Annotated in this window: 23 protein-coding genes and 1 pseudogene; 15 read left to right on the plus strand and 9 right to left on the minus strand. The window is 56.2% G+C overall.

Annotated features, from left to right (window positions below):
• Nucleotides 1-61: 61 nt before the first annotated feature.
• From ACQ4N8_RS18430 to ACQ4N8_RS18440, 3 genes are read left to right on the plus strand one after another with little or no spacing between them, the layout of a single operon-like run.
• Complete coding sequence (locus ACQ4N8_RS18430) at nt 62-793, plus strand: ABC transporter ATP-binding protein (protein ID WP_430705818.1); 732 nt, start codon at nt 62-64, stop codon at nt 791-793.
• Nucleotides 790-1,866, plus strand: coding sequence for an ABC transporter permease (locus tag ACQ4N8_RS18435; RefSeq protein WP_430705819.1), 1,077 nt, complete (start codon nt 790-792; stop codon nt 1,864-1,866). The genes ACQ4N8_RS18430 and ACQ4N8_RS18435 overlap by 4 nt, the downstream gene beginning before the upstream one ends.
• 48 nt (nt 1,867-1,914) lie before the next feature.
• Nucleotides 1,915-2,583: a TetR/AcrR family transcriptional regulator gene (locus ACQ4N8_RS18440; protein WP_430705820.1), complete on the plus strand. Its 669-nt coding sequence runs from the start codon at nt 1,915-1,917 to the stop codon at nt 2,581-2,583.
• A gap of 88 nt (nt 2,584-2,671) precedes the next feature.
• Here the strand turns inward: ACQ4N8_RS18440 and ACQ4N8_RS18445 are convergent, their stop codons facing one another.
• Nucleotides 2,672-3,292: a TetR/AcrR family transcriptional regulator gene (locus ACQ4N8_RS18445; protein WP_430705821.1), complete on the minus strand. Its 621-nt coding sequence runs from the start codon at nt 3,290-3,292 to the stop codon at nt 2,672-2,674.
• A 157-nt stretch (nt 3,293-3,449) separates the two neighbouring features.
• Between ACQ4N8_RS18445 and ACQ4N8_RS18450 the strand changes: the two genes are divergently transcribed.
• From ACQ4N8_RS18450 to ACQ4N8_RS18490, 9 genes are all read left to right on the plus strand, one after another.
• Nucleotides 3,450-4,343, plus strand: a complete 894-nt coding sequence (locus ACQ4N8_RS18450; RefSeq protein ID WP_430705822.1) for an ABC transporter ATP-binding protein — start codon at nt 3,450-3,452, stop codon at nt 4,341-4,343.
• The gene (locus ACQ4N8_RS18455) at nt 4,340-5,131 is read left to right on the plus strand and encodes an ABC transporter permease subunit (protein WP_430705823.1); all 792 of its coding nucleotides are present in this window, start codon (nt 4,340-4,342) and stop codon (nt 5,129-5,131) included. The genes ACQ4N8_RS18450 and ACQ4N8_RS18455 overlap by 4 nt, the downstream gene beginning before the upstream one ends.
• Before the next feature lie 177 nt (nt 5,132-5,308).
• Nucleotides 5,309-5,584, plus strand: a complete 276-nt coding sequence (locus ACQ4N8_RS18460; protein WP_430705824.1) for a hypothetical protein — start codon at nt 5,309-5,311, stop codon at nt 5,582-5,584.
• A gap of 161 nt (nt 5,585-5,745) precedes the next feature.
• On the plus strand, nt 5,746-6,486 hold the full coding sequence (locus tag ACQ4N8_RS18465) for a response regulator transcription factor (protein ID WP_430705825.1): 741 nt from the start codon (nt 5,746-5,748) through the stop codon (nt 6,484-6,486).
• Nucleotides 6,483-7,568, plus strand: coding sequence for a sensor histidine kinase (locus ACQ4N8_RS18470; RefSeq protein WP_430705826.1), 1,086 nt, complete (start codon nt 6,483-6,485; stop codon nt 7,566-7,568). The genes ACQ4N8_RS18465 and ACQ4N8_RS18470 overlap by 4 nt, the downstream gene beginning before the upstream one ends.
• A 14-nt stretch (nt 7,569-7,582) precedes the next feature.
• Entirely contained in the window at nt 7,583-8,881 is a 1,299-nt protein-coding gene (locus ACQ4N8_RS18475) for a molybdopterin-dependent oxidoreductase (RefSeq protein ID WP_430705827.1), read from the plus strand.
• A 211-nt stretch (nt 8,882-9,092) separates the two neighbouring features.
• Nucleotides 9,093-9,560 (plus strand): flavodoxin, encoded by a 468-nt coding sequence (locus ACQ4N8_RS18480; protein ID WP_430705828.1) that lies wholly within the window; start codon nt 9,093-9,095, stop codon nt 9,558-9,560.
• Complete coding sequence (locus ACQ4N8_RS18485; protein ID WP_430705829.1) at nt 9,557-10,282, plus strand: hypothetical protein; 726 nt, start codon at nt 9,557-9,559, stop codon at nt 10,280-10,282. Before ACQ4N8_RS18480 ends, ACQ4N8_RS18485 begins: the two co-directional genes overlap by 4 nt.
• A gap of 217 nt (nt 10,283-10,499) precedes the next feature.
• The gene (locus ACQ4N8_RS18490) at nt 10,500-11,909 is read left to right on the plus strand and encodes a deoxyguanosinetriphosphate triphosphohydrolase family protein (protein WP_430705830.1); all 1,410 of its coding nucleotides are present in this window, start codon (nt 10,500-10,502) and stop codon (nt 11,907-11,909) included.
• Between the two features lie 85 nt (nt 11,910-11,994).
• On the opposite strand, the gene ACQ4N8_RS18495 is transcribed toward ACQ4N8_RS18490, so the two are convergent.
• The 5 genes from ACQ4N8_RS18495 to ACQ4N8_RS18515 all read right to left on the minus strand — a co-directional run bounded on the left by ACQ4N8_RS18495 (nt 11,995) and on the right by ACQ4N8_RS18515 (nt 15,334).
• On the minus strand, nt 11,995-12,564 hold the full coding sequence (locus ACQ4N8_RS18495) for a thymidine kinase (RefSeq protein WP_430705831.1): 570 nt from the start codon (nt 12,562-12,564) through the stop codon (nt 11,995-11,997).
• 125 nt (nt 12,565-12,689) lie between these two features.
• On the minus strand, nt 12,690-13,388 hold the full coding sequence (locus ACQ4N8_RS18500; RefSeq protein WP_430705832.1) for a CTP synthase C-terminal region-related (seleno)protein: 699 nt from the start codon (nt 13,386-13,388) through the stop codon (nt 12,690-12,692).
• Between the two features lie 165 nt (nt 13,389-13,553).
• Nucleotides 13,554-14,033, minus strand: coding sequence for an MFS transporter (locus tag ACQ4N8_RS18505; protein WP_430705833.1), 480 nt, complete (start codon nt 14,031-14,033; stop codon nt 13,554-13,556).
• Nucleotides 13,997-14,845: an MFS transporter gene (locus tag ACQ4N8_RS18510; RefSeq protein WP_430705834.1), complete on the minus strand. Its 849-nt coding sequence runs from the start codon at nt 14,843-14,845 to the stop codon at nt 13,997-13,999. The genes ACQ4N8_RS18505 and ACQ4N8_RS18510 overlap by 37 nt, the downstream gene beginning before the upstream one ends.
• A gap of 27 nt (nt 14,846-14,872) precedes the next feature.
• The gene (locus tag ACQ4N8_RS18515) at nt 14,873-15,334 is read right to left on the minus strand and encodes a MarR family winged helix-turn-helix transcriptional regulator (RefSeq protein ID WP_430705835.1); all 462 of its coding nucleotides are present in this window, start codon (nt 15,332-15,334) and stop codon (nt 14,873-14,875) included.
• A 200-nt stretch (nt 15,335-15,534) separates the two neighbouring features.
• Between ACQ4N8_RS18515 and ACQ4N8_RS18520 the strand changes: the two genes are divergently transcribed.
• Complete coding sequence (locus tag ACQ4N8_RS18520; RefSeq protein WP_430705836.1) at nt 15,535-16,980, plus strand: serine hydrolase domain-containing protein; 1,446 nt, start codon at nt 15,535-15,537, stop codon at nt 16,978-16,980.
• Between the two features lie 152 nt (nt 16,981-17,132).
• On the opposite strand, the pseudogene ACQ4N8_RS18525 reads toward ACQ4N8_RS18520, so the two are convergent.
• Nucleotides 17,133-17,291 (minus strand): annotated as a pseudogene (locus ACQ4N8_RS18525) (DUF1259 domain-containing protein); the annotation flags it as partial.
• Between ACQ4N8_RS18525 and ACQ4N8_RS18530 the strand changes: the two are divergent.
• Nucleotides 17,269-17,556 carry a hypothetical protein gene (locus ACQ4N8_RS18530; protein WP_430705837.1) on the plus strand — a complete coding sequence of 96 codons (288 nt, stop codon included), beginning with the start codon at nt 17,269-17,271 and terminating at the stop codon, nt 17,554-17,556. The pseudogene ACQ4N8_RS18525 and the gene ACQ4N8_RS18530 overlap by 23 nt on opposite strands.
• 331 nt (nt 17,557-17,887) lie before the next feature.
• On the opposite strand, the gene ACQ4N8_RS18535 is transcribed toward ACQ4N8_RS18530, so the two are convergent.
• A complete protein-coding gene (locus ACQ4N8_RS18535; protein WP_430705838.1) occupies nt 17,888-18,742 on the minus strand; it encodes an NAD-dependent epimerase/dehydratase family protein in 855 nt (284 codons plus the stop codon).
• A gap of 12 nt (nt 18,743-18,754) precedes the next feature.
• Nucleotides 18,755-19,693 carry an aldo/keto reductase family protein gene (locus ACQ4N8_RS18540; RefSeq protein ID WP_430705839.1) on the minus strand — a complete coding sequence of 313 codons (939 nt, stop codon included), beginning with the start codon at nt 19,691-19,693 and terminating at the stop codon, nt 18,755-18,757.
• A gap of 147 nt (nt 19,694-19,840) precedes the next feature.
• Between ACQ4N8_RS18540 and ACQ4N8_RS18545 the strand changes: the two genes are divergently transcribed.
• Complete coding sequence (locus tag ACQ4N8_RS18545; protein WP_430705840.1) at nt 19,841-20,185, plus strand: winged helix-turn-helix transcriptional regulator; 345 nt, start codon at nt 19,841-19,843, stop codon at nt 20,183-20,185.
• The last annotated feature ends 2 nt before the right edge of the window (nt 20,186-20,187 follow it).

Below are 20,187 nucleotides of genomic sequence, written 5' to 3' on the forward strand. Positions count from 1 at the left end.
CGATCTGAAATGAGTGAGTACTCACTTTAGAATATTCTGCCACAGAGGAGTGAACCCGAAAATGAATAAACCGGAAATTTGCCTCCGTGCCCGAGAGGTCACACGAGCTTTTGGCGACAAAGAGGTGCTGCACGGAATTAGCTTGGAGATGCGGCGAAGCGAGATATTCGGGCTGCTCGGACCGTCGGGGTCGGGCAAAACGACGTTCGTGAAAATGATCGCCGGGATCGACGAAGCGACGAGCGGGGAGATCGAAGTGCTCGGCACGCGGATGCCCAAGCTGTCCATGATGAACCGCATCGGTTATATGGCCCAATCCGATGCTATGTACGCCGAGCTGTCGGCCAAAGAAAACTTGGAGTTTTTCGGGGCATTGTTTGGTCTTAAGGGGGCCAAGATGAAGCGGAGGATCGAGGAAGTCATGGCGCTCGTCAATTTGACAGATCACCTGAAACGCCCGGTCGGGGCTTACTCCGGCGGGATGAAGCGCCGCTTGTCGCTCGCGATCGCCTTGATGCACGAGCCCGAGGTGCTGATTCTGGACGAACCTACCGTCGGGATCGACCCGGTGCTGCGCAAATCGATTTGGGACGAATTCGATAGCCTTAGCCGGCAAGGCACCACGATTCTCGTAACGACCCACGTCATGGACGAAGCCGACAAATGCCATCGGCTCGGCATGGTCCGCGACGGCAGCTTGATCGCCGTAGGCACGCCGGAATCGCTGAAGCAGGAGACCGGCAGCGCGACGATCGAAGAAGCATTCCTGTACTACGGAGGTGTCCGCGCATGAGAATCCGGGCTCTGATTGTTCGTATCATCCGTCAGTTCATTCACGATAAACGTACGATGGCCCTGTTGATTGCGGCTCCGCTGCTGGTCTTATCCCTGATGTATCTTGTTTTTAACGGCGACGCGTACCAGCCGAAGATCGGTGCCGTGCAGATGCCGCCCGCCATGGCGCAAAGCTTAAGCCAAGCCGATGCGGAAGTGACCGTTTTCGAGGCGGAGGGAGAAGCGGAAGCGGCCCTCGCCGGCCAAGACATCGACGCGATCATCCGCTTGCAGGACGGCGTGCCGCACATCAAGCTGGAAGGCAGCGATCCGTCCAAGAACCGCGCGGTCATGCTGCTGATCCAGAAAACGCTGCAAGGCCCATCGGCCATCCCGGGACAGTCGGCACAAGGTCAAAACGGGGAGGCGGTTGGGGCTTCGGGGCCTGCCAAGGCTCCGGTCTTCGAGTACCTGTACGGGTCCGCCGAGATGTCTTCCTTTGACAGCTTCAGCCCGGTATTGATCGGTTTGTTTGCCTTCTTCTTCGTGTTCTTGATCGCCGGCGTTTCCTTTCTGCGGGAGCGAACGAGCGGCACGCTCGAACGGCTGCTTGCCACCCCGCTACGCCGCTGGGAAATCGTTGTCGGCTACATGGCCGGATTCGGCATCTTCACCAGCCTGCAGGCGGTGCTGATCGCCGGGTTCACCGTTTATGCGCTTGGCAGCATGATGATCGGCTCCTTTGGGTACGTGCTGCTGATCATGCTGCTGCTGTCGATCACGGCGCTCAGCTTCGGTACCCTGTTGTCGGCATTCGCCAATTCGGAGTTCCAAATGATCCAGTTCATTCCGCTCGTCATCGTGCCCCAGGTGTTTTTCTCCGGCTTGTTCGACCTGGAAAACATCTCGCCGTGGCTCCGTTGGATTACCCACATTACGCCGCTCAAGTACGGAGCGGACGCGCTGCGGAGCGTGATGATCCGCGGGGAGGGCTGGAGCGCGATTGCCCTCGATATTTACGTGCTGGCCGGTTTGTCCCTCGTCTTTATGGCCGCCAATGTGCTCGCGTTGCGAAAACACCGCAAAATATAGTACGCTGAAGGAAGACTTGCATTCGAACTTGAAAGGGGAGAGGCCTCTATGTCGGATCGGAAAGAGCAGTGGCTGGAGGACCTAATCCGGTTGTCGGAAGAGGACACGGAGAAAAAAACGGAGAAGCAGCTTAAGATTCTTGAGGCGGCGACGGATATTTTCTCGGAAAAAGGCTTTGCGGCTACCTCTACCAGCGAAATCGCGCAAAAGGCCGGGGTCGCCGAAGGGACGATATTCAAGCATTACAAGACGAAAAAGGACCTGCTGCTGTCCATTGCCGGACCGATCGTCATCAAGCTGGTCGCGCCGTTTCTGCTGCGGGACTTCGCCAAGATGATCGATATGCCTTATGAGCGGGCGGACGATTTTTTTCGGGCGCTGGCCAAAGACCGGCTCAAATTCGTCCGTGAAAATATGCGGATCATCAAGATTCTGATTCATGAAGTGCCGTTTCAACCGGAATTGCTGGAGCAGGTCAAAAACCTGGCTTCGGAAATCGTATTTCAACGGATTCAGAAGGTCATCGTGCATTTTCAGGAAAAAGGCCAATTGGTCGATGCGCCGTCTTGGCGTATCGCCCGGGTCGGAGCCAGCGTGATGATCGGCATGATCCTCGTTCATGTGTTGATCCTGCCGGATTTCCCCTTCGACGAAGACGAGGAAATCGAACGAACGGTGGATTTGCTGATGAACGGCATCGCCCATCGGACGAACTAGAACAGGCACCGAAACGAAAAGGAAGACCCGTTCCAGGCATAAAAAGCCTGGGCGGGTCTTTTGTTTTCCGCAAAAGGATCGGCGAAGGTTATCCATCCCGGAGAGACGCTGGATTTTCCCTCCCTTTCGGGCCGACTAATCCATAAAAGAGCAGGCTGGTCAGTTCCTTGAACAAACGCCGATTTTTATCCTTATCTTTGAAAAGCTCAATTTTGCCGCTGACCTCGGCGAGAAGGTTCATGTATAACCAAAAGGTTTCGGCAGATACGTCCGCGTTGATGTATCCCGCTTTTTTTCCTTCCTCGAAAAAGCCCATCATGGGGGGGAGATACCGCTTTACGATATCCTCCGTCAGCGCTTTTATTTCCGGATTGCCGGACATGATCGTCTTCAAAAACTCGGGGTCGACCTTTTGCGCAAAATCCGCCGTCTCGAAAATCATTTTCTCGATTTTCTCTAGGAAGGGCAGATCGCTGCGGATCAATTGAAGCCGCTCTTGCCAGGCTTCCTCCAGCATTTCGGTCACAACTTTGACGAAAAGCTCGTCTTTCGTGCCGTAATAATTGTATATCGTCACAGGAGAAACGCCGGCTTGTTTCGCGATCTCAGCCAGGCTGACTTTGTCTGAACCGTATGCCGTAAACAATTCGACGGCCGCGCGTTTTATTTTTTCCTTTTTTAGCTCCGTACGGCGTTGATATCCATTCATTCTGCATTTCACCTCTAGGACAAGCATACGTTAAGTTTTGTATGATTTCAACTTGATCCATTCAAAATGTATTGACTTTATAGGGGCGACGCTATATATTATGAATGAAATATATAAATATTATTCATAACATTCATAAAAAGAGGTGTTCCTCGAAATGAGCATTCGCATGGAAGGCTTAACGAAGACGTTTTCAAACGGGAAGGGAATATTCAACCTCTCCTTCTCCGTCCAAAGAGGAGAGATACTGGGGTATTTAGGGCCAAACGGCGCGGGCAAATCAACCACAATCCGGCATTTGATGGGGTTCTACAAACCGGATCGCGGAAAAGCTTCGATCGACGGTTTGGATTGCACGCGGCAAAGCGCGGAAATTATGAAGAAAGTGGGTTACCTACCGGGGGAAATCGCCTTTCCGGAGGGGATGACCGGCCTGCAAATTCTTGAGCTGCTTGGGGGGATGCGCGGCATGAAAAACGCATCCCGGCGAGACCAATTGATCGGGCGGTTTCAATTCGACGTCAAAACGCCCATCCGCAAAATGTCGAAAGGGATGAAGCAGAAGGTCGGCATCGTTGCGGCATTTATGCATGACCCGGAAATTCTGATTTTGGACGAACCGACATCGGGCCTCGATCCGCTAATGCAGCAATTATTTATAGAATTGGTGCTGGAAGAGAAGGAACGCGGCAAAACGGTGCTGATGTCCTCTCACATTTTCGACGAAATCGAACGGACTTGCGATCGCGTGGGGATCATTAAGGACGGAAAGCTGATCGCCGTCGAAGAGGTTGGTAAAATACAGGCGGCGCAGCGAAAGATCATTGCGATCACTTTCCGGTCGAAGGAGGATATGGACGCTGTCAAGCAAAGCGGGCTGGAATGGGTCAAAGAAGAGGGCTTGAAGTTGCATATCTCCGTACAAGGCAATTATGAGCGGTTGGTAGCGGCGCTGGCCGGACGCGGTATCGTCAATATGGACGTTGAATCGCAGAAGCTCGAAGACGTATTCATGCATTTTTATGGCGGTAAGGAGGAGGTTTCGCGATGAACAAGGCTTTATTCGTATCGACTTACAGAAGAAATTTGAAGCTGTTCGGGGTCTTTTCGGCAATTATTATATTTTATTTCCTCGCTACGATGGGGATGTTCACCGGCGGTGGCTCCGATCCGTTTGAAGCCATGCCGGAAGCGATGAGAAACGCCTTCGGGATGCAAGGAGGCATGGAGACGTTGACCGGATTTATGGCGACGGGGTTTTACGGTGCGACCTTTATTATGTTTCTGATGATTTATTGCGTAGTCGTCGCGAATGGGTTGATTTCTCATTTGGTGGACCGGGGGGCGATGGCGTATTTCTTGTCGACTCCGGTGTCGAGAGGGCGGATCGCCGCGACGCAAGCGGCGGTGCTCGTCGTCAATTTGTTCGTGATTTCATTGCTGACCACGGCGGCCGGTTTCGCGTTGGCTCCGGTTCTTCTGAAGGATGCAGAGCTGAACGCATCGGCATTCGTTCAGATGAATCTCGTCGGATTTTTACTGTTTTTCGTCATCAGCGGCTACGCCTTCTTGTTCTCCTGCCTGCTCAATGACGGCAAACAAACGCTGGCCGCTTCCGGGTTGCTCTCCGTGTTGTTCTACGGGTTTCAGATTGTGGCGAATATGAGCGGCGACTTGGATTGGCTGCGCAGATTAACGGTTTTGTCCGTGTTCGAGCCGGTGAAGATAGCCGCAGGCTCTTATGACGTGCTTCCGGCTGCTTTGGGTCTGGGAGCGGCGGGCATCGTAATGTACGGAGCGGCCATTTGGATCTTTTCGAAAAGGAATTTACCGTTGTAAGAAAGACGGCACGTTCGTATGTTGCGTTCCATTGGATGGACCACGGATGTAATACTTTCGTAATCCTTTTCTAATGCTTTCGCAAGCGGTTCGTTCTTGGATGGTTAGCATTGTTGGTTATGATGGGTGACGGATAAGGCGAAAACCATTCATTACGAAACGGGAGGACGAATGTACATGAAAAAAATCGGGGTAGTATTATTGTTGGCAGGCATGTTGACTTTAGCCGCTTGCGGCGCCAAAAACAACGACATGAACGGCGAGAACATGACTGGCAAAGAGAACATGTCGACGGAAACGAGCGGGAATATGCCAGGCGATGATATGTCTTCCGGGGGCGAGATGGACAATAATTCGGACATGATGAAGGAAGAGATGAACGGCGAAGGGATGATGACGGGCGACATGGGCGGGAATATGGGCGACAGAGAGATGAAGGATGCGAAAAAATAATGGATGCGAAGTCATGACGGATAGCATGAAGGAGGATGGCCAATAAGGCCATTCTTCGCGTTTGCCTCGCCGGTCGGCGGCCGATATCGTAACCGGGGCGTAATCGCGTTATAATGTGATTAATGTTATGGAAAGTTTTGCCCGATAAGGAGGACCCGCGGTTGAGCGCCAAAATTATTGTAGCCGACGACGAACGAAATATTACGGACGTATGCCGCCGTTACTTGGAGCGCGAGGGATGGTCGGTCTGGGTTGCCGCCGACGGGGAGGAAGCGTTGCGGTATTGGAGCGAGCACCATCCCGATTTGCTGGTGCTGGACCTCATGATGCCGAAGGTTGGCGGACTCGAGGTGTGCGACCGGATCAGGCAGCAGGAGGATACGCCGATTATCATGCTGACGGCCCGCGGCGAAGAAGCCGACCGTCTGCTCGGCCTGACCATGGGGGCGGACGACTATTTGACCAAACCGTTTAGTCCGCGGGAGCTTGTGCTGCGCATCAAGAACATTTTGCGGCGAACCGGCGTTCCAACCGCCGCGCTCGCCTCTCAGGAGCCTCAGCCTTCGGCGGCGGCCGGAGACGCCGGGGCGCCGATCGTCTTCGACGGCCTGGAGATTTATCCTCAGGAACGGCGGGTGTTGATCAAAGGCGCCGAAGCCGACTTGACGGTCAAGGAATTCGATTTGCTGCATTTGCTCGCCTTGTACCCGGGCAAGGTGTTCTCGCGCAGCCAGTTGCTGAACCAGGTATGGGACGTCGCTTACGACGGCGATACGACGACCGTGACGGTGCATATTCGCCGCCTGCGGGAGAAGATCGAAGAGCGTCCGTCCGATCCGTGCTGGATCAAGACCGTTTGGGGGATCGGCTATAAGCTGGACGCCAAGGGGCCAAGCCGATGAAGCTGCGTTCCTATTTGCTGTTGGCCAATTTCATCAGCATCGCGTTCGTCATCATTTTGCTGGTGGCCTTTTACCGGTACATGCTGCTGACGATGGAGCAGTTCCTTTGGTTAACGCTTGCCTCGGTCGGCGCGGGGATTGCTTCGGCCCTGCTGCACTTTGTGCTGGTGCGGCCGCTGGAGGCGTCGGTTCGGCGGATCGGCGAAGGGGCCCGGCGCATTGCCGAAGGCGACCTGCAGGCGCGGGTCGAGCATACCGGACTGAAGGAATTCCGGCAGCTGGCCGATCAATTCAACCACATGGGTGCAAGCCTGGAAGCCAGCTTCCGGCAGGTGTCGGCCGCCGAATCGGCGCAGCGGGAACTCGTCGCCAATATGGCGCATGATTTACGGACGCCGCTGGCGTCGGTGCAATCTTACGTGGAGGCGTTGGAGGACGGCGTGATTCAGGACGAGGAATCGTTCCGCCAGTACCTCGCCACCATTCGTACGGAGACGGTCCGGCTCGGCGAGCTGATCCAGGACTTGTTCGAATTGTCCACGCTGGAATCGGCTAAGCACGAACCGCAGGAGCTGCGGCTGTCGATCGCGGAGAATGTGCTGGTCGACTTGCTGCCGCGGTTTGCGATCCCGTGCGAAGCGAAATCGCTGCAGCTGAAGGTGCAGCTTCCCGAACATCCCCTTAAGCTGCGCGTCTCCCCAAGGCATCTGGAGCGGGTGCTGCAAAATTTGCTGGAGAATGCCGTTAGGCATTCGCCGCGAAACGGGACGATTACGTGCGCGGCCGAGGAGCTTGCCGGCGGGTCGGGGACGGGTCTGGTCCGGTTTGCCGTTTCCGATGAAGGACCGGGAATTCCGCCGGAGGAAAGGGAGCGGATTTTCGAACGGTTCTATCGTTCGGACCGCTCCCGAAGCCGGGAGGGAGGCGGAGCCGGCCTGGGCCTTTCCATCGCGAAGAAACTGGTGGAGCAATACGGCGGGCACATCGGCGTTCGGCAGGCCGCCTCCGGCGGCAGCGAATTTTGGTTTACATTGCCGGGAGCCGAGGGGCAAAGCGGTGCTGGAGCATATAAACAGGAATAAGGAGGAGGCAGGCCATGGGCGGATTTCTGGAACGCGTACGCAAAGGATATGGCAAAAAGCTGGTTTCGCTGCACGCCTTGAACGGCTGGATCGTCGTCGTCCTGGCCTTGACGGGCCTGGTTCTGGTCGGCGGGTTTTGGCGCGGCTTTCTGGGAGAGGGCCGGGTCTGGCTGAAATGGCTGCACATCGCCGTGGGCATCGCGTCGATCCTCCCGGTCATTTATTACCTGCTGCTGGCCGGAAAGCACTGGAAGCAAATCCGGCAAAAACCGTGGCAGAAATTTAACGTGATCGTCGTTCTGGTATTGCTTTTAGGCTGGTTCGGATCGGGCGTGCTGCTGTGGCAATTCCGGCTGGCGGGTCCCCGGGTAGCGAACGCTGCGTTAGTCGTGCATGATTTGCTGACCTGGATCGGGCTGCCGTACATCATTTACCATTCCCTGACCCGGGCGAAATGGCTGAAGGAACCCGCCAAGCGTTCGATCAAAGCCGAGGAAAAGGCGGCCTCCCGGGGAGGCCGTCCCCGGGAGGCGGAGAGTGCGTCCATGGGAATGGAGAATGGCGCGAAACGCCAGGGTCCCGCAACCCCGCAGCCGGTGTATACGCGAAGAGCGTTTATCCGCGGCGCGATCGGCGTGGGGCTGGCGGTCACGGTGGGACCGACCTTTGTGAAGTGGATCGGGAGCTCGCTGGGCAGCATCGGCGGATCGCAAACGATCGACCGGCTGATCGAGGATAACGCCAACCGGCTGGTCCCGAATCCGGTACCGCTGCCGGCTTCCGCGCAGGTGATCGGCGGCGGCGCCCAGGGGCATTTCCGGGTGTACACGGTGACGGATATCCCGAGCTTCAACAATGACAACTGGTCGTTTACGATCGACGGCCTGGTGGACCGCAAATTCAAGTGGAGCTGGGAGCAATTTCTGCAGCTGCAGCGAACGGTACAGGTCAGCGATTTCCACTGCGTAACGGGTTGGTCGGTTTATAAAAATACGTGGGAGGGCATTCCGTTGCGGATTTTGCTGAACCAGGCGGGCGTGAAGCCGAATGCCGCGACGGTGAAGTTTTATTCCGGCGACGGGGTCTACACGGATACGCTTACGCTGGACCAGGCGGACATGGAGGATGTCATGGTGGCGGTCATGCATGACGGCAAGCCGATCCCCAGCGATCTCGGCGGTCCGGTCAGATTGATCGTGCCCAAAATGTACGCTTACAAATCGGTGAAGTGGCTGACGCGCATCGAGCTGATCGAAGGCGAACACGTGGGATATTGGGAACAACGCGGTTATTCCAACGATGCGTGGGTGTGAGGTCCACGCAGCAAGGAGTTTGCAAGCATCTGCAGCTTAAGTTTGCGGCGCAAGCCGTTTGATGCGATAGGCCGGGGTCTCCCCAAAGGGGCGGGAGATCCCGTTTTTTGCGTGTTCCGGACGGATGCGGACGCTCCTAACAACAGTTATAATTGACAATGAGAATCATTATCAATTATACTTCGTTATATCAAGATCCTGACGGGAGGAGATGAAGGGATTGAGCAAAGTCATCATCGTCTATGCCAGCTTGACCGGCAATACGGAGGAAATGGCCGAACTGATCGCCGAAGGCGTCCGCAGCACCGGGGCGACCGCGGATTTGAAAATGGTGGAGGACTGCAATGCCGTCCGTCTGCTGGAATATGATGCCTACCTGCTGGGGGCCTATACTTGGGGAGACGGGGAGCTTCCTGATGAATTTACGGATTTTGTGGACGAAATGAAGGAGTTGGATCTGCAAGGATCCCGTGGCGCCGCCTTCGGAAGCGGAGACACCACTTACCGGCTGTACTGCGCCGCCGTCGATGAATTGGAGCAGCGGCTCAGGGATTTCGGCGCCGTAGTCGTGCAGGAGTGCCTGAAGGTGGAATACGGCCCAAGCGCGGAAGAGAAGGTGTTATGCCGGGAATTTGGGGCGAATTTCGCCAAAAGTCTGGGAGCGCTGCATCAGCCATGACGAAGCGGATCGTCGATTATGAGCTGGAGGGGTGGATCCGCTCGCTGACGGCGGCTTCGGGCGGCCAAACGGGCAGCGAACCGAAAGTAACCTGGCAGCAGCGTGTTCAGTACGCCGTAGGTCATGCCATCAACGATTACTACACGCTGATCCCGGCGGTCCGGCTGCACACGCCGATTCAGGTGCTGTTGAACCGGCGCTGGCCGCGAAACCAAGATGATTTTCCCGATCCGTGTGTTTACTGGCAGGTTTACAACCGGATCGTTTCTCAATTAACTCTGATCACAGGAATGATGGTTTACGATTATCCCGTGGCATTGTACGAGAAGTGGGGGACGCACGCGGCCGGGCTCGATCTGCACCTATCCGTCATTTTTCAAGCGGTGTGGCAGCAGCGGGGCAACCCCGACCGGGTGACGGTGCAGAAATTTCTGGTGGAGGACAATGAGGAACTGGTCAGAGCTTTTTCGCATATGACGAACGTGTTTTGGCATAGCGCTTTCGGCCGGCCGCCAGGTGCCATCGAGGTCTATGCCCTGCTGGACGACCGGAGGCATGCCATTGCCGGGGAATCGCTGGACCTGCAGGCGTCGCAGGATTACGTTCAACTGCTGGCGGAGGCCTGGGAAAGCGAATGCCGAAGCGCAAGCGAGAAGGAACGGGAGTCCGGCGAAGCCAAGTCCCCGGCTCTTGGCGAGCCGTGGCGGCTCGGATTTTCTTAAGCCGGCTCATGGTGGGGAACAAAGACCGCGCGGTTTTGCGGTCTTTTTTGAGTTTCCGGGGCCCCGCAAGGTACCTGAATGGACTTCTGGGCAAGGCCTCACTTTGTGGGGGATTTTGTGCTTGCTTCACAATTCTTTCGATTCGCGCTTTATGTTCCGCGCCGTGACGGCTACAATAACATAAAACGAAAGAAAGCGACTAAGGAGTGCGAGATCTATGAACATCCAGGAATTAAGGGAGCATCGGCAGTACCCGGACAATATCGGACATGAAACCAACCGGGCGACGTTTGAGCGCGATTATTCGCGCCTGATCCATTCTCCGACCTTCCGCCGGCTGCAAGGGAAATCCCAGGTGTTCGGGGCCGGAACGGGCGATTATTACCGGACGCGGCTGACGCATTCGCTGGAGGTGGCGCAAATCGCCCGGGAAGCGGCGCGGAGCCTGCTGCGCTCCTACCCGGAGGTGGCTGCGGAAAAAGCCGGGCATCCCGGGCTGATCATCGATCCGGAAGTGGTGGAGTGCGCCGCTATTTGCCATGATTTCGGACACCCTCCGTTTGGACATAAAGGCGAAGAGGTATTGGATCAAATCCTGGAGAAGCTGGTCGAGGATCAAATCAGGCAGGCCTTGAAGGGAACAAATCCGACTCCGGACGAAGAACGGCGCACCCGGGAAGCGATCCGGCAGAAATACGAGCATTTCGAAGGCAACGCCCACAATTTCCGCCTGATGATGTTCCTGGAGAAACGGGAAAACATCGACGGCCTTAATTTATCGGACGCGGTACTGCTTGGCACGAACAAATACCCTTATCCGGGGACGGCGAACAAAAAAGGACTGTATCTTCACGAATGGGAGTATATCTCGCATATTCGCGGCCGTTGGGGCATCCCGGAGGGCAAAAAGACGTTTGAAGCGCAGTTGATGGACCTCTGCGACGACATCGCCTATTCGGCCCATGATCTCGAGGACGGCATCAAGGCGGGCAAAATCGAGGTGCATGAGCATTTCCTCAAGGACTCGAATATCCAGCGGCTGATCGTCGAGAAAATCATGACCCTGGAGGATCCCTTCTGGGACGGCTGGATGCCGGATAAAGTGCAGGTTAAGGTCGGGGAAGTACTGGATGCGTTCCTGCGGATCTGGAACACGAAAATGCCGATTTGCGACCAGGATTATTCGCGGACCCGGCGGGAGGTCAAGGCCTATTGGGTCAGCCTGTTCGTCGGCAGCCTGGGCGTGGTCGCGGACGGGAACTGGCAGAAGGTGACGTTCGTGAAGGACGGGCAGGAGAACGAGGACATGCTGCGGACGGTGAGCGTGTTGAAAAGCTTCGCCTGGGTCACGATGATCCGCGACCTGCGGGTGCAGCGGCTGCAAAAACGCAGCGCTTGGGTCATCAAGCGGCTGTGGGACGCTTTCGTCGATCCCGAAACGTCGAAGTCGATCATCCCCGGCGACTGGCTGCGCCGCTTCGACCGGGACCAGGCGAAAGCGAAGCCGATCTGGACCTGGGAGCATATGATCATCGATTACATCGCGGGCATGACCGACGCCTACGCGGAGAAAATCTACAATGAGCTGTACGGGCTCAAGGTCGGCACGATTTACGATTTGGATTGACCCGCAAAAAAAGCACGATGGGCAAAGATACACTCCCCTGCCATCGTGCTTTTGCCTTGTCTTGCGATCCCAAAATAGATATGGATTATAGCGGCGGATTCGCGTGGCATTTGCGGCAAACCGGGTAATACGATTCGCTGCCGCCGATTTGAATTTGCTCGCCCGTATATACGGGTTTGCCGTTTTCCACGCGGAGGTTCATCGTCGCCTTGCGCGCGCAGAACCAGCAAATCGTCTTCATTTCTTCGATTTTGTCCGCGTAAATCAACAGCATCCGGCTTCCTTCGAACAGCTGGTTCTGGAAATCGTTCTTCAGGCCGAACGCCATGACGGGAATGTCCAGCTCGTCAACGATCCGGACCAACTGCTTGATGCCGTTCTCGCTTAGGAATTGGCATTCGTCCACGAGCACGCAGTAGAGCTTCGGGGTATGGTTTTTGACGATATCGAAAATATTCGTATCTTCGTAAATCGCGATCGCCTGCCGGCGCAGCCCGATTCGCGAGGATACGTAGCCGACCTCGTCCCGGTTATCGATGGCCGAAGTAAAGAGGAGCACCGGTTTGTTCTGCTCTTCGTAATTGTGGGCCACCTTCAAAATTTCGATCGACTTGCCGCTGTTCATTGCTCCATACTTGAAAAATAATTGTGCCAAACGATGACGTCCCTTTCTCTAGTTCATATCGTCAAACATGATGCTATTTATTCTATCATAAATTTGTCGTCCGGATGGATGAACAAATGCGGATTTTGACGAATGAAAGGCGGGCCGCCGTTCGTTTAATTTGTCGATGCCGCCTCCAGGAATGCCCGGATCAACGGATGCACGAGGTTTTTGAAGGAGGAGCGCTCCGGCTGGAACAACATACCTACGTAAAAAGGATGCCCGGCAAGCTCCATGATGCGGGTTTCCCCATCCAGGTCCACGCCGGCGACCTTCAGCCCCTCTTCTTCGAGCCGCGCAACGTATCCCCGATTTAAGCCGTAACGGCAAGTGCCGTATTGTTCCGTGATTTCAGGATGTCCATAGATGCGGGCGACTTTCGAGCCCGGCGATAACCGAAAAACATGCGTGGTTTCGTTGACCGAGCAGGCGAGCGGAATGATGAACAGCTCCGATGCGTCCGGGTTCATTTCCGCATGATCCGCCTCACGGAAGCCCAGCACGTTTCTGGCGAACTCAAGCACCATGTGCTGAAAGCCGCCGCAGGTTCCGATAAAAGGGACCCGATGCGTCCGGGCATATTCGATTCCGTTAAGCGCGCCTTGCATACTGGCATAAGGGCTCGCTGGCACGCTCCATATCGCCTGATAACCTGCCAGTTTTCCCTCTGCGTCCCGCTCGAGCGCAGGCGTTGCGATCCAATCAAACCTAGCTTCAACCCCTAATGGTTTGGCAGCCAGCCGAATGGCTTCCGGGATGGCGATATGGGCTTTAACCTCCGGGCGATAATCTCCGATAAGTCCAATACGAATCATTCCTGCATCGCTCCTTTTTCGGCACATTTTAATATGGCGCAAAATCTAACAAGATTCCAATTTATGACATGAGGGGCGGGTTTGTCAATAGCCGTTCCGTTGAAAGAAACATGAAAAATCCCTTGAACCGCCGCTGTAGGGAGATTCAAGGGATTTTGACCGGGGTTAAGCCGCGGCTCTGGCGGAACTGGCTTGGGTTTTGCGGATTTGCACGGCCATGACGGCCGCGACGAAGCAAATGAAACCGGCGATCACGAACGCCTGCGAATAGCTGCCGAGCCAGTCGCGCAGGACGCCGGCGCCGTAAGCGGCGGTCGATGCGCCGATTTGGTGAGCGACGACGACCCAGCCGAAGATCATGCCGGATTTTTCCCTTCCGAACGTTTCTCCTGCCAGTTTCGCCGTCGGCGGCACGGTGGCAATCCAGTCCAGGCCATAAAAGACGGAAAAGACGACGAGCATGGAAGGGGACGCGGAGCTCAGCGCAAAGGGCAAGAACAGCAGGGACAGGCCGCGCAATCCGTAATACCAGAACAGCAGCTTGCGGCTGTCGAAGCGATCGGACAGCCAGCCGGAGATCGTCGTGCCGAACAAGTCGAATACGCCCATCATCGCCAGCAGTCCGGCGGCGGCGACCTCCAGCATTCCGTGATCTCCGCAGGCGGCGATCGGTGCGTGCCGATCAGGCCGTTCGTGGAGAAGCCGCAGAAGAAAAAGGTTCCGGCCAGCAGCCAAAAGGTCGGGTGCTTCATCGCAAAACGCAAATTTTGCAGCGGAGCGATGAAGATGTTGCCCTTAAAGGGCTCCGGTTTGACGAGCTCGCTGGAGCCGTAAGGAGCCGCCCCGACGTCGTACGGATGGTTGCGCATCCCGATTGTCACGGCGATCAGCACGATGAGAATGCTGCCGACGGCGATGTAAACGGCGTACCGCCAGCCGAAATCGGTCGTCAGCTTGGCGAACAGCGGCAGGAACAACAGTTGTCCGGTCGCGGCGCTGGCCGTCAGCAGACCGACGATCAGGCCTTTCCTTTGAACGAACCACTGATTGGCGACGGTAACGCCCAGCACGTTGGCCATCATGCCGGTAGCAAGTCCGGAGACGACTCCCCACAGCATCTCAAACTGCCAAAGCGCCTGGATCAGCGGAGTTACGGCTAAGCTCAATCCCAAAATGAAAAGCGAGGAGACCAGCACTTTGCGGAAGCCGAACCGCAGCAGCAGCGCGGCCGAAAAAGGACCGACCAAGCCGTACAGGAAAATGCCGACGGAGATCACGCTCGAGATGCTGCCGCGGCTCCAGCCGAATTCGTCCTGAAACGGGACGAGCAGCACGCTGGGCAAAGAGCGGATTCCCGCGGAAACGAGCAAAGTGGCAAATGTAAGCAAAACAATGATCCAACCATAGTAAAAACGTGATTTTGGCCTGATTTCAGGCGAAGCTTTCCTATCTCTCATCGTATGATTCTCCCTTATAGGAACGGGTTACCGTTCCAATTGTTCGCTGGCCAGTTCCTGCTGCGAGGTGAGCAAGTCGGCCAATTCCTCGCCAAGCACGGCTACGTACGACGCTTTAAGCTTTTTCGAAGCTTCGCGGAGGGAGGACTCCAGGCCGCGACCTTTATCGGTGGGATAAACCAGCACGGTTTTGCCCTGGACTTGGCGTTCGACCAATCCCTTGGCTTGAAGCTTATCGATAAAGCGCGTTAAGGTGGACGGCGTGATGTAAAGCTTCTCCGACAGCTCCTTTTGCGTAATGCCGGGTTGGCCGATGACCAGACGGATCAGGTATCCGTATGCGGGAGCCAGCCCCGTCGTCGCAAACGCTTCGTCGGCGATCCGCGTGATCGCCCGGCTTAAACGGTTGGTGGTGAAATACATGCAGGTATGCAGGAAAGAGTCGTCGGTTTTTGAAGCGGTGGCTGCGGGTTTCGATTCTTTGGACAAGAGAAAGCCTCCTTTGGGAATATGGGGAGATGAATTTATTTTGTATGTACAACGAATATAATGGATTCCCGGCTCGCTGTCAATTCTTTATCACAGAAGCTTTTACAGGCATCGCCAATAATCCGTGAATTTGCGTTCATGCCGCTCTAATGGGTGTATAATAAGGATTGGTGCAACACCCAATGAAGGGAGAGATGGAAATGTCCATTCGCACGGAGAAATCGCTGCCTAGAAAAAACCTGAAGGAGCTGGGGATATCCGCTCGGAACGTGATCGGTTTTTTGGAATATCTGAAAGCGCATTCAATTGAATTGCATAGCTTGATACTGGTGAGGCATGGGCATGTCGCGGCGGAGGGCTGGTGGAAACCATACGGGCCGGAGTTGCCGCATATGTTGTTTTCGCTCAGCAAAAGCTTTACTTCCACCGCCATCGGCATGGCCGTGCAGGAGGGGAAGCTCAGCGTAGATGATCCGGTCGTCTCCTTTTTCCCGGAGGACGCGCCGGACGAGATTTCGCCGAATCTGGCCGCCATGCGAATCCGGCACCTGCTGACGATGGGCACGGGCCACGCCTTCGATACGATGGAGCCGCTCGCCAGGGCGAAGCACGGGAACTGGGTAAAGGCGTTTTTGAAGCAGCCCGTGGAGCATGAGCCGGGAACGTTTTTCCTGTACAACACCGGTGCGACCTACATGCTGTCGGCGATCCTGCAAAAGGTCACCGGGGAAACGCTGCTGCATTATTTGCAACCGCGTCTGTTCGAACCGCTGGGCATCGCGAATCCAACTTGGGAGAGCTGCCCGCGCGGCATCAATACCGGGGGATTCGGGCTCAAGGTGACGACGGAGGATATCGCCAAATTCGGCCAGCTCTACTTGCAGAAGGGCCTGTGGCAGGGCAAGCGGCTGCTGGAGGAGAGCTGGATCGATGCCGCTACCTCCAAGCAGATCTCCAACGGAGACGGCGGCGACAGCGATTGGGCGCAGGGCTACGGTTATCAGTTCTGGCGCTGCCGTCACGGGGTTTACCGGGGCGACGGAGCGTTTGGACAATTCTGCATCGTCCTGCCGGAGCAGGATGCGGTCATCGCCATGACGTCCGGGACGAACGACCTTCAGGGCGTGCTGAACGGCGTGTGGGATCATTTGCTGGCCGCGTTTGCGGACGGGAGTGCAGGCGGAGAAGAGGATGCAGCCGCGGAGGAGGAGCTGAAGCGGGCTCTGGAAGGTCTGCATCTGGAGCCGCCTCGGGTGCAGTCCGGTTCCGAGCGGGAAGGCGAGCTTGGCGGGAAGAACTATCGCCTGGAAAAGAACGAACTGGGCCTGCAAAGCCTGGGCATCGGAGTGCAGGGAGAGACGGCGATCCTGACGATCAAGGATAAGCGGGGGGAGCACCGGGCCGAGCTGGGCCGGCAAGCCTGGATTTTGGGGCGGACGACGTTGTTCGAGGAGGAGGAACGGATCGCTGCCTCCTATACCTGGAAGTCGCCGGAGACGCTGCTGCTGAGCGTTCAGCGGATTGAAACGCCGTTTCGCTTGAGCGTCGAGATCGAGCTGCTGGAGGACGGGATCGAAATCCGCAGCGAAGTAAACGTTTCGTTTGGGGAGCCGGCCCAGGCTCCGATCCGGGGGAGATTGGCGTAAACACGCAAAATTGAGCGTGGGCAGGCTGCCGACAATACCCAAAAGGGCTGCAACAGGCCGATCCCTGGCAACCTGCTGCAGCCCTCAAGCTTTTTCGGCGCGACTTCCCGGCTCTCCGGGGTGCGATCGATTATTTTTATATTCAGCGCATCACGAACATCCCGCGCAAAGTTTAACGGTCGATCCTTCTTTTCGAAATGGATATACCAAATGTTAGGGTTGGTAAAAAGCCAGTGGTTATGAAGAGCGGTTGGGCTTGCCGCCCATAGAGCTTTTGCCAACGCGCTGATGACGTATGCCTGGGACGACAACTTCGCGCCTTATCTCAATGCGATGTGCAATTACAAGCAATACCTCGACCGGCAGTATGCCGTTCCCTTTTTTTACGATAACGGCAGGGACGATCTGGCCCGGCAGTACGAAAGGATCGCCGAGCTGTCCCGCTTGTTGGGGCGGCTTATTCCGCAGGATTTTTCGGCGGAGGGGTTGTTTGACGACCGGGAACGGTTGAAGCCCTATTGCGATATTTTGCTGGAGATCGCCGGATTGGAGGAAGACGCGGCGAGAAGGATGTAGGCTGCCGATGGATGGTCCGGATTGGGGAGGCGGGGCGTTCGGTTTCCCTCATACGCGGTCCGCGCAAGGGAGTTATCCCGGCGTTGCCGTTTCCCGTTCCCGGTCAATAGCCGCTCTCTTCAGCAGATGATGGGTAAGCCCTTCGGCAAGTCCCGGATGATTGACTCTAACGCTGATAATAAAGTGTTATGAGTGGGACTGCTTCGAGAAAAAGGACCTCATCCCGCACTTTGCAGTGGGAATTTGAGGTCCTTTCGTGTGTAAAGTGGGGCGTTCCCATTTCATGAGGACTCCTTTGGACAACCCCTTTTATTCGATATCGGCAAGCCGATCACGGCTGCGCTTCTACTTCGTTGCGCCAAAAATGGGTAGGCTGCCATCCGAGCAGTTGCTTGGCCTTCTCGTTGCTGAGCAGCGTCTCGAACCCTTCCAGCGGCGTTCTGAGGTCGCTTACCTCAGGATAACGGGCGGCCATCAGTTCGCGGCTGCGGATCGCCATGCTGGAGTCGTCCGCCGCGAGGTTGAGGGCCACTGCGCCGAGGCCATCCGCTTCGACGGCAAGGCGGCAGGCGACGGCCGCGTCGCGCGTATCGATGTAGCTCCACAGAATACGGTCCCGTTCGGCCGGATCGTGAACGAACGACGGAAACTGCGCGTACCGTTCCGGCGGGATGACGTTGCCCAGACGGAGCGACACGATTTGCATCCCGGTCCGGCGGTGGAACATCTCCGCCGTCAACTCGTTCACCACCTTGGACAAGCCGTAGCTGTCCTCGGGAAGCTGAGGATGCGCCTCGTCCACCGGCACGTATTTCGGTGCGGGCGGATGAACCGCAAAGACGATGCCGTACGAGGATTCGCTCGAGGCGATGACCGCTTTGTTGATGCCGAGTCCCGCCGCCGCTTCCAGGATATTATAGGTGGACATGACGTTGTTGCGGAAGGTGACCTCCGGCGTGCGGATATGCGCTGCCGGAATGGCGGCGAGATGAACGACCGCGTCCGCGCCGGCCAGCGCGCCGTAGCACTCGCCAAGCTGTTCCAGATCGGCAATCAACGTCGGGCAATCCGGCTCTTCCGGCTGCCGGACATCCACGTTCAGCACGTCGTAGCCGCGTTCTGCGAATTCGCGCACGACCCAACGTCCCAACATGCCGCTCCCGCCGGTAACGACGATTTTAGTCATGGCTGCGCCCCCTTATTTCAAAATCTCTTCGATGCGCGTCAGCACGTCTTCGCTGAGCGTGATGCCCGAAGCCTTCGCGTTCTCCGTCACCTGCTCCGGACGGCTGGCGCCGACAAGCGCGCTCGCGACGTTATCCTTGCGCAGGATCCATGCCAGCGCCAAGTTGCCGACGGAGATGCCGAGCTCGGCGGAAACGCCTTCCAGCTGTTTCACTTTGGCGATTTTCTCCTCCGTAATGCCCTTGCGCATCCAATCCAGCTTGGCGGCGCGGCTGTCCTGCGGAATGTCGGACGCCGACGTATATTTGCCGGTTAATAGGCCTTGGGCCAACGGGGAGAAAACGACCTGGCCGATGCCCGAACGCTCGCTGACCGGGATCACTTCTTTCTCGATGTAGCGGTCGAACATGTTGTAGACCGGTTGATTGACCACGATGCGGTCCAGCAAATAATGATCGGCCACGCCTATCGCTTCCGCGATTTGGGACGCCTGCCATTCGCTCACGCCGGCATACAGTACCTTGCCCTGGCGAATCAGATCATCGATCGCGCGCAGCGTCTCGTAAAGCGGCGTCTCCGGATCATGGCGGTGGCAATAGAAAATGTCGATGTAATCATGGCCGAGGCGCTTCAAACTAGCGTGAGCCTGTTCCATCACGTGCTTTCGCGACAGGCCGCGGTCGTTGGGGCCGTCGCCCATCGGCCAAAACGCCTTTGTGGCGAGTACGTAAGATTCCCGCGGGTAGGCCTTGAGCGCTTTGCCCACCAACTCTTCCGCCGCGCCCCGTTCGTACACGTTAGCGGTGTCGAAGAAGTTGATGCCGAGATCGTACGCGGTTTTGATCGATTTCTCCGCGTTTTCGCGTTCGACGTAACCTCCATAGGTAAGCCAGCTTCCCAAGCTGATTTCGCTGACCTTCAGTCCGCTCCCGCCTAGTCTTCTATAGTTCATGGTTTCTTCCTCCTCGAATTTGTGGTTAACCATTTTCATTCTATTAAAGTTCGTATACAATTTGAAGAAGTGAAAAGTCTTTCACTTAATTATAAGGACTATATATACTATACAAAGTATAGCTTCATTCGAAGGAGGAAGTTCGCGATGACCACCGTCAAAAAGGCAAGCAATTACGTTCCGAAGACGCCGGAGCATATCGAGTGCAACATCGAAAAAACGCTGGATGTCCTGGGCGGGAAATGGGCTTTTCTCGTCATTCGGGAGCTCTTCTGCGGGACCCTTCGCTTTGGGGAGCTGCAGCGCAAAATTCCTCAAGTCAGCCCTCGCGCATTGACCAGCACGTTGCGGCATCTGGAGGAGAAGGGCGTGCTGGAACGTACGGTATACCCGACCGTACCCGTGACGGTCGAGTACACGCTCACCCCGAAGGGCATGGATCTTCATGTCATTTGCCATGAAATGAAAGTATGGGCAGCGCGGTGGACTTAACT

This window comes from Paenibacillus macerans, from assembly GCF_050565405.1.
GTDB classification, from domain to species: Bacteria; Bacillota; Bacilli; order Paenibacillales; family Paenibacillaceae; genus Fontibacillus; species Fontibacillus macerans_B.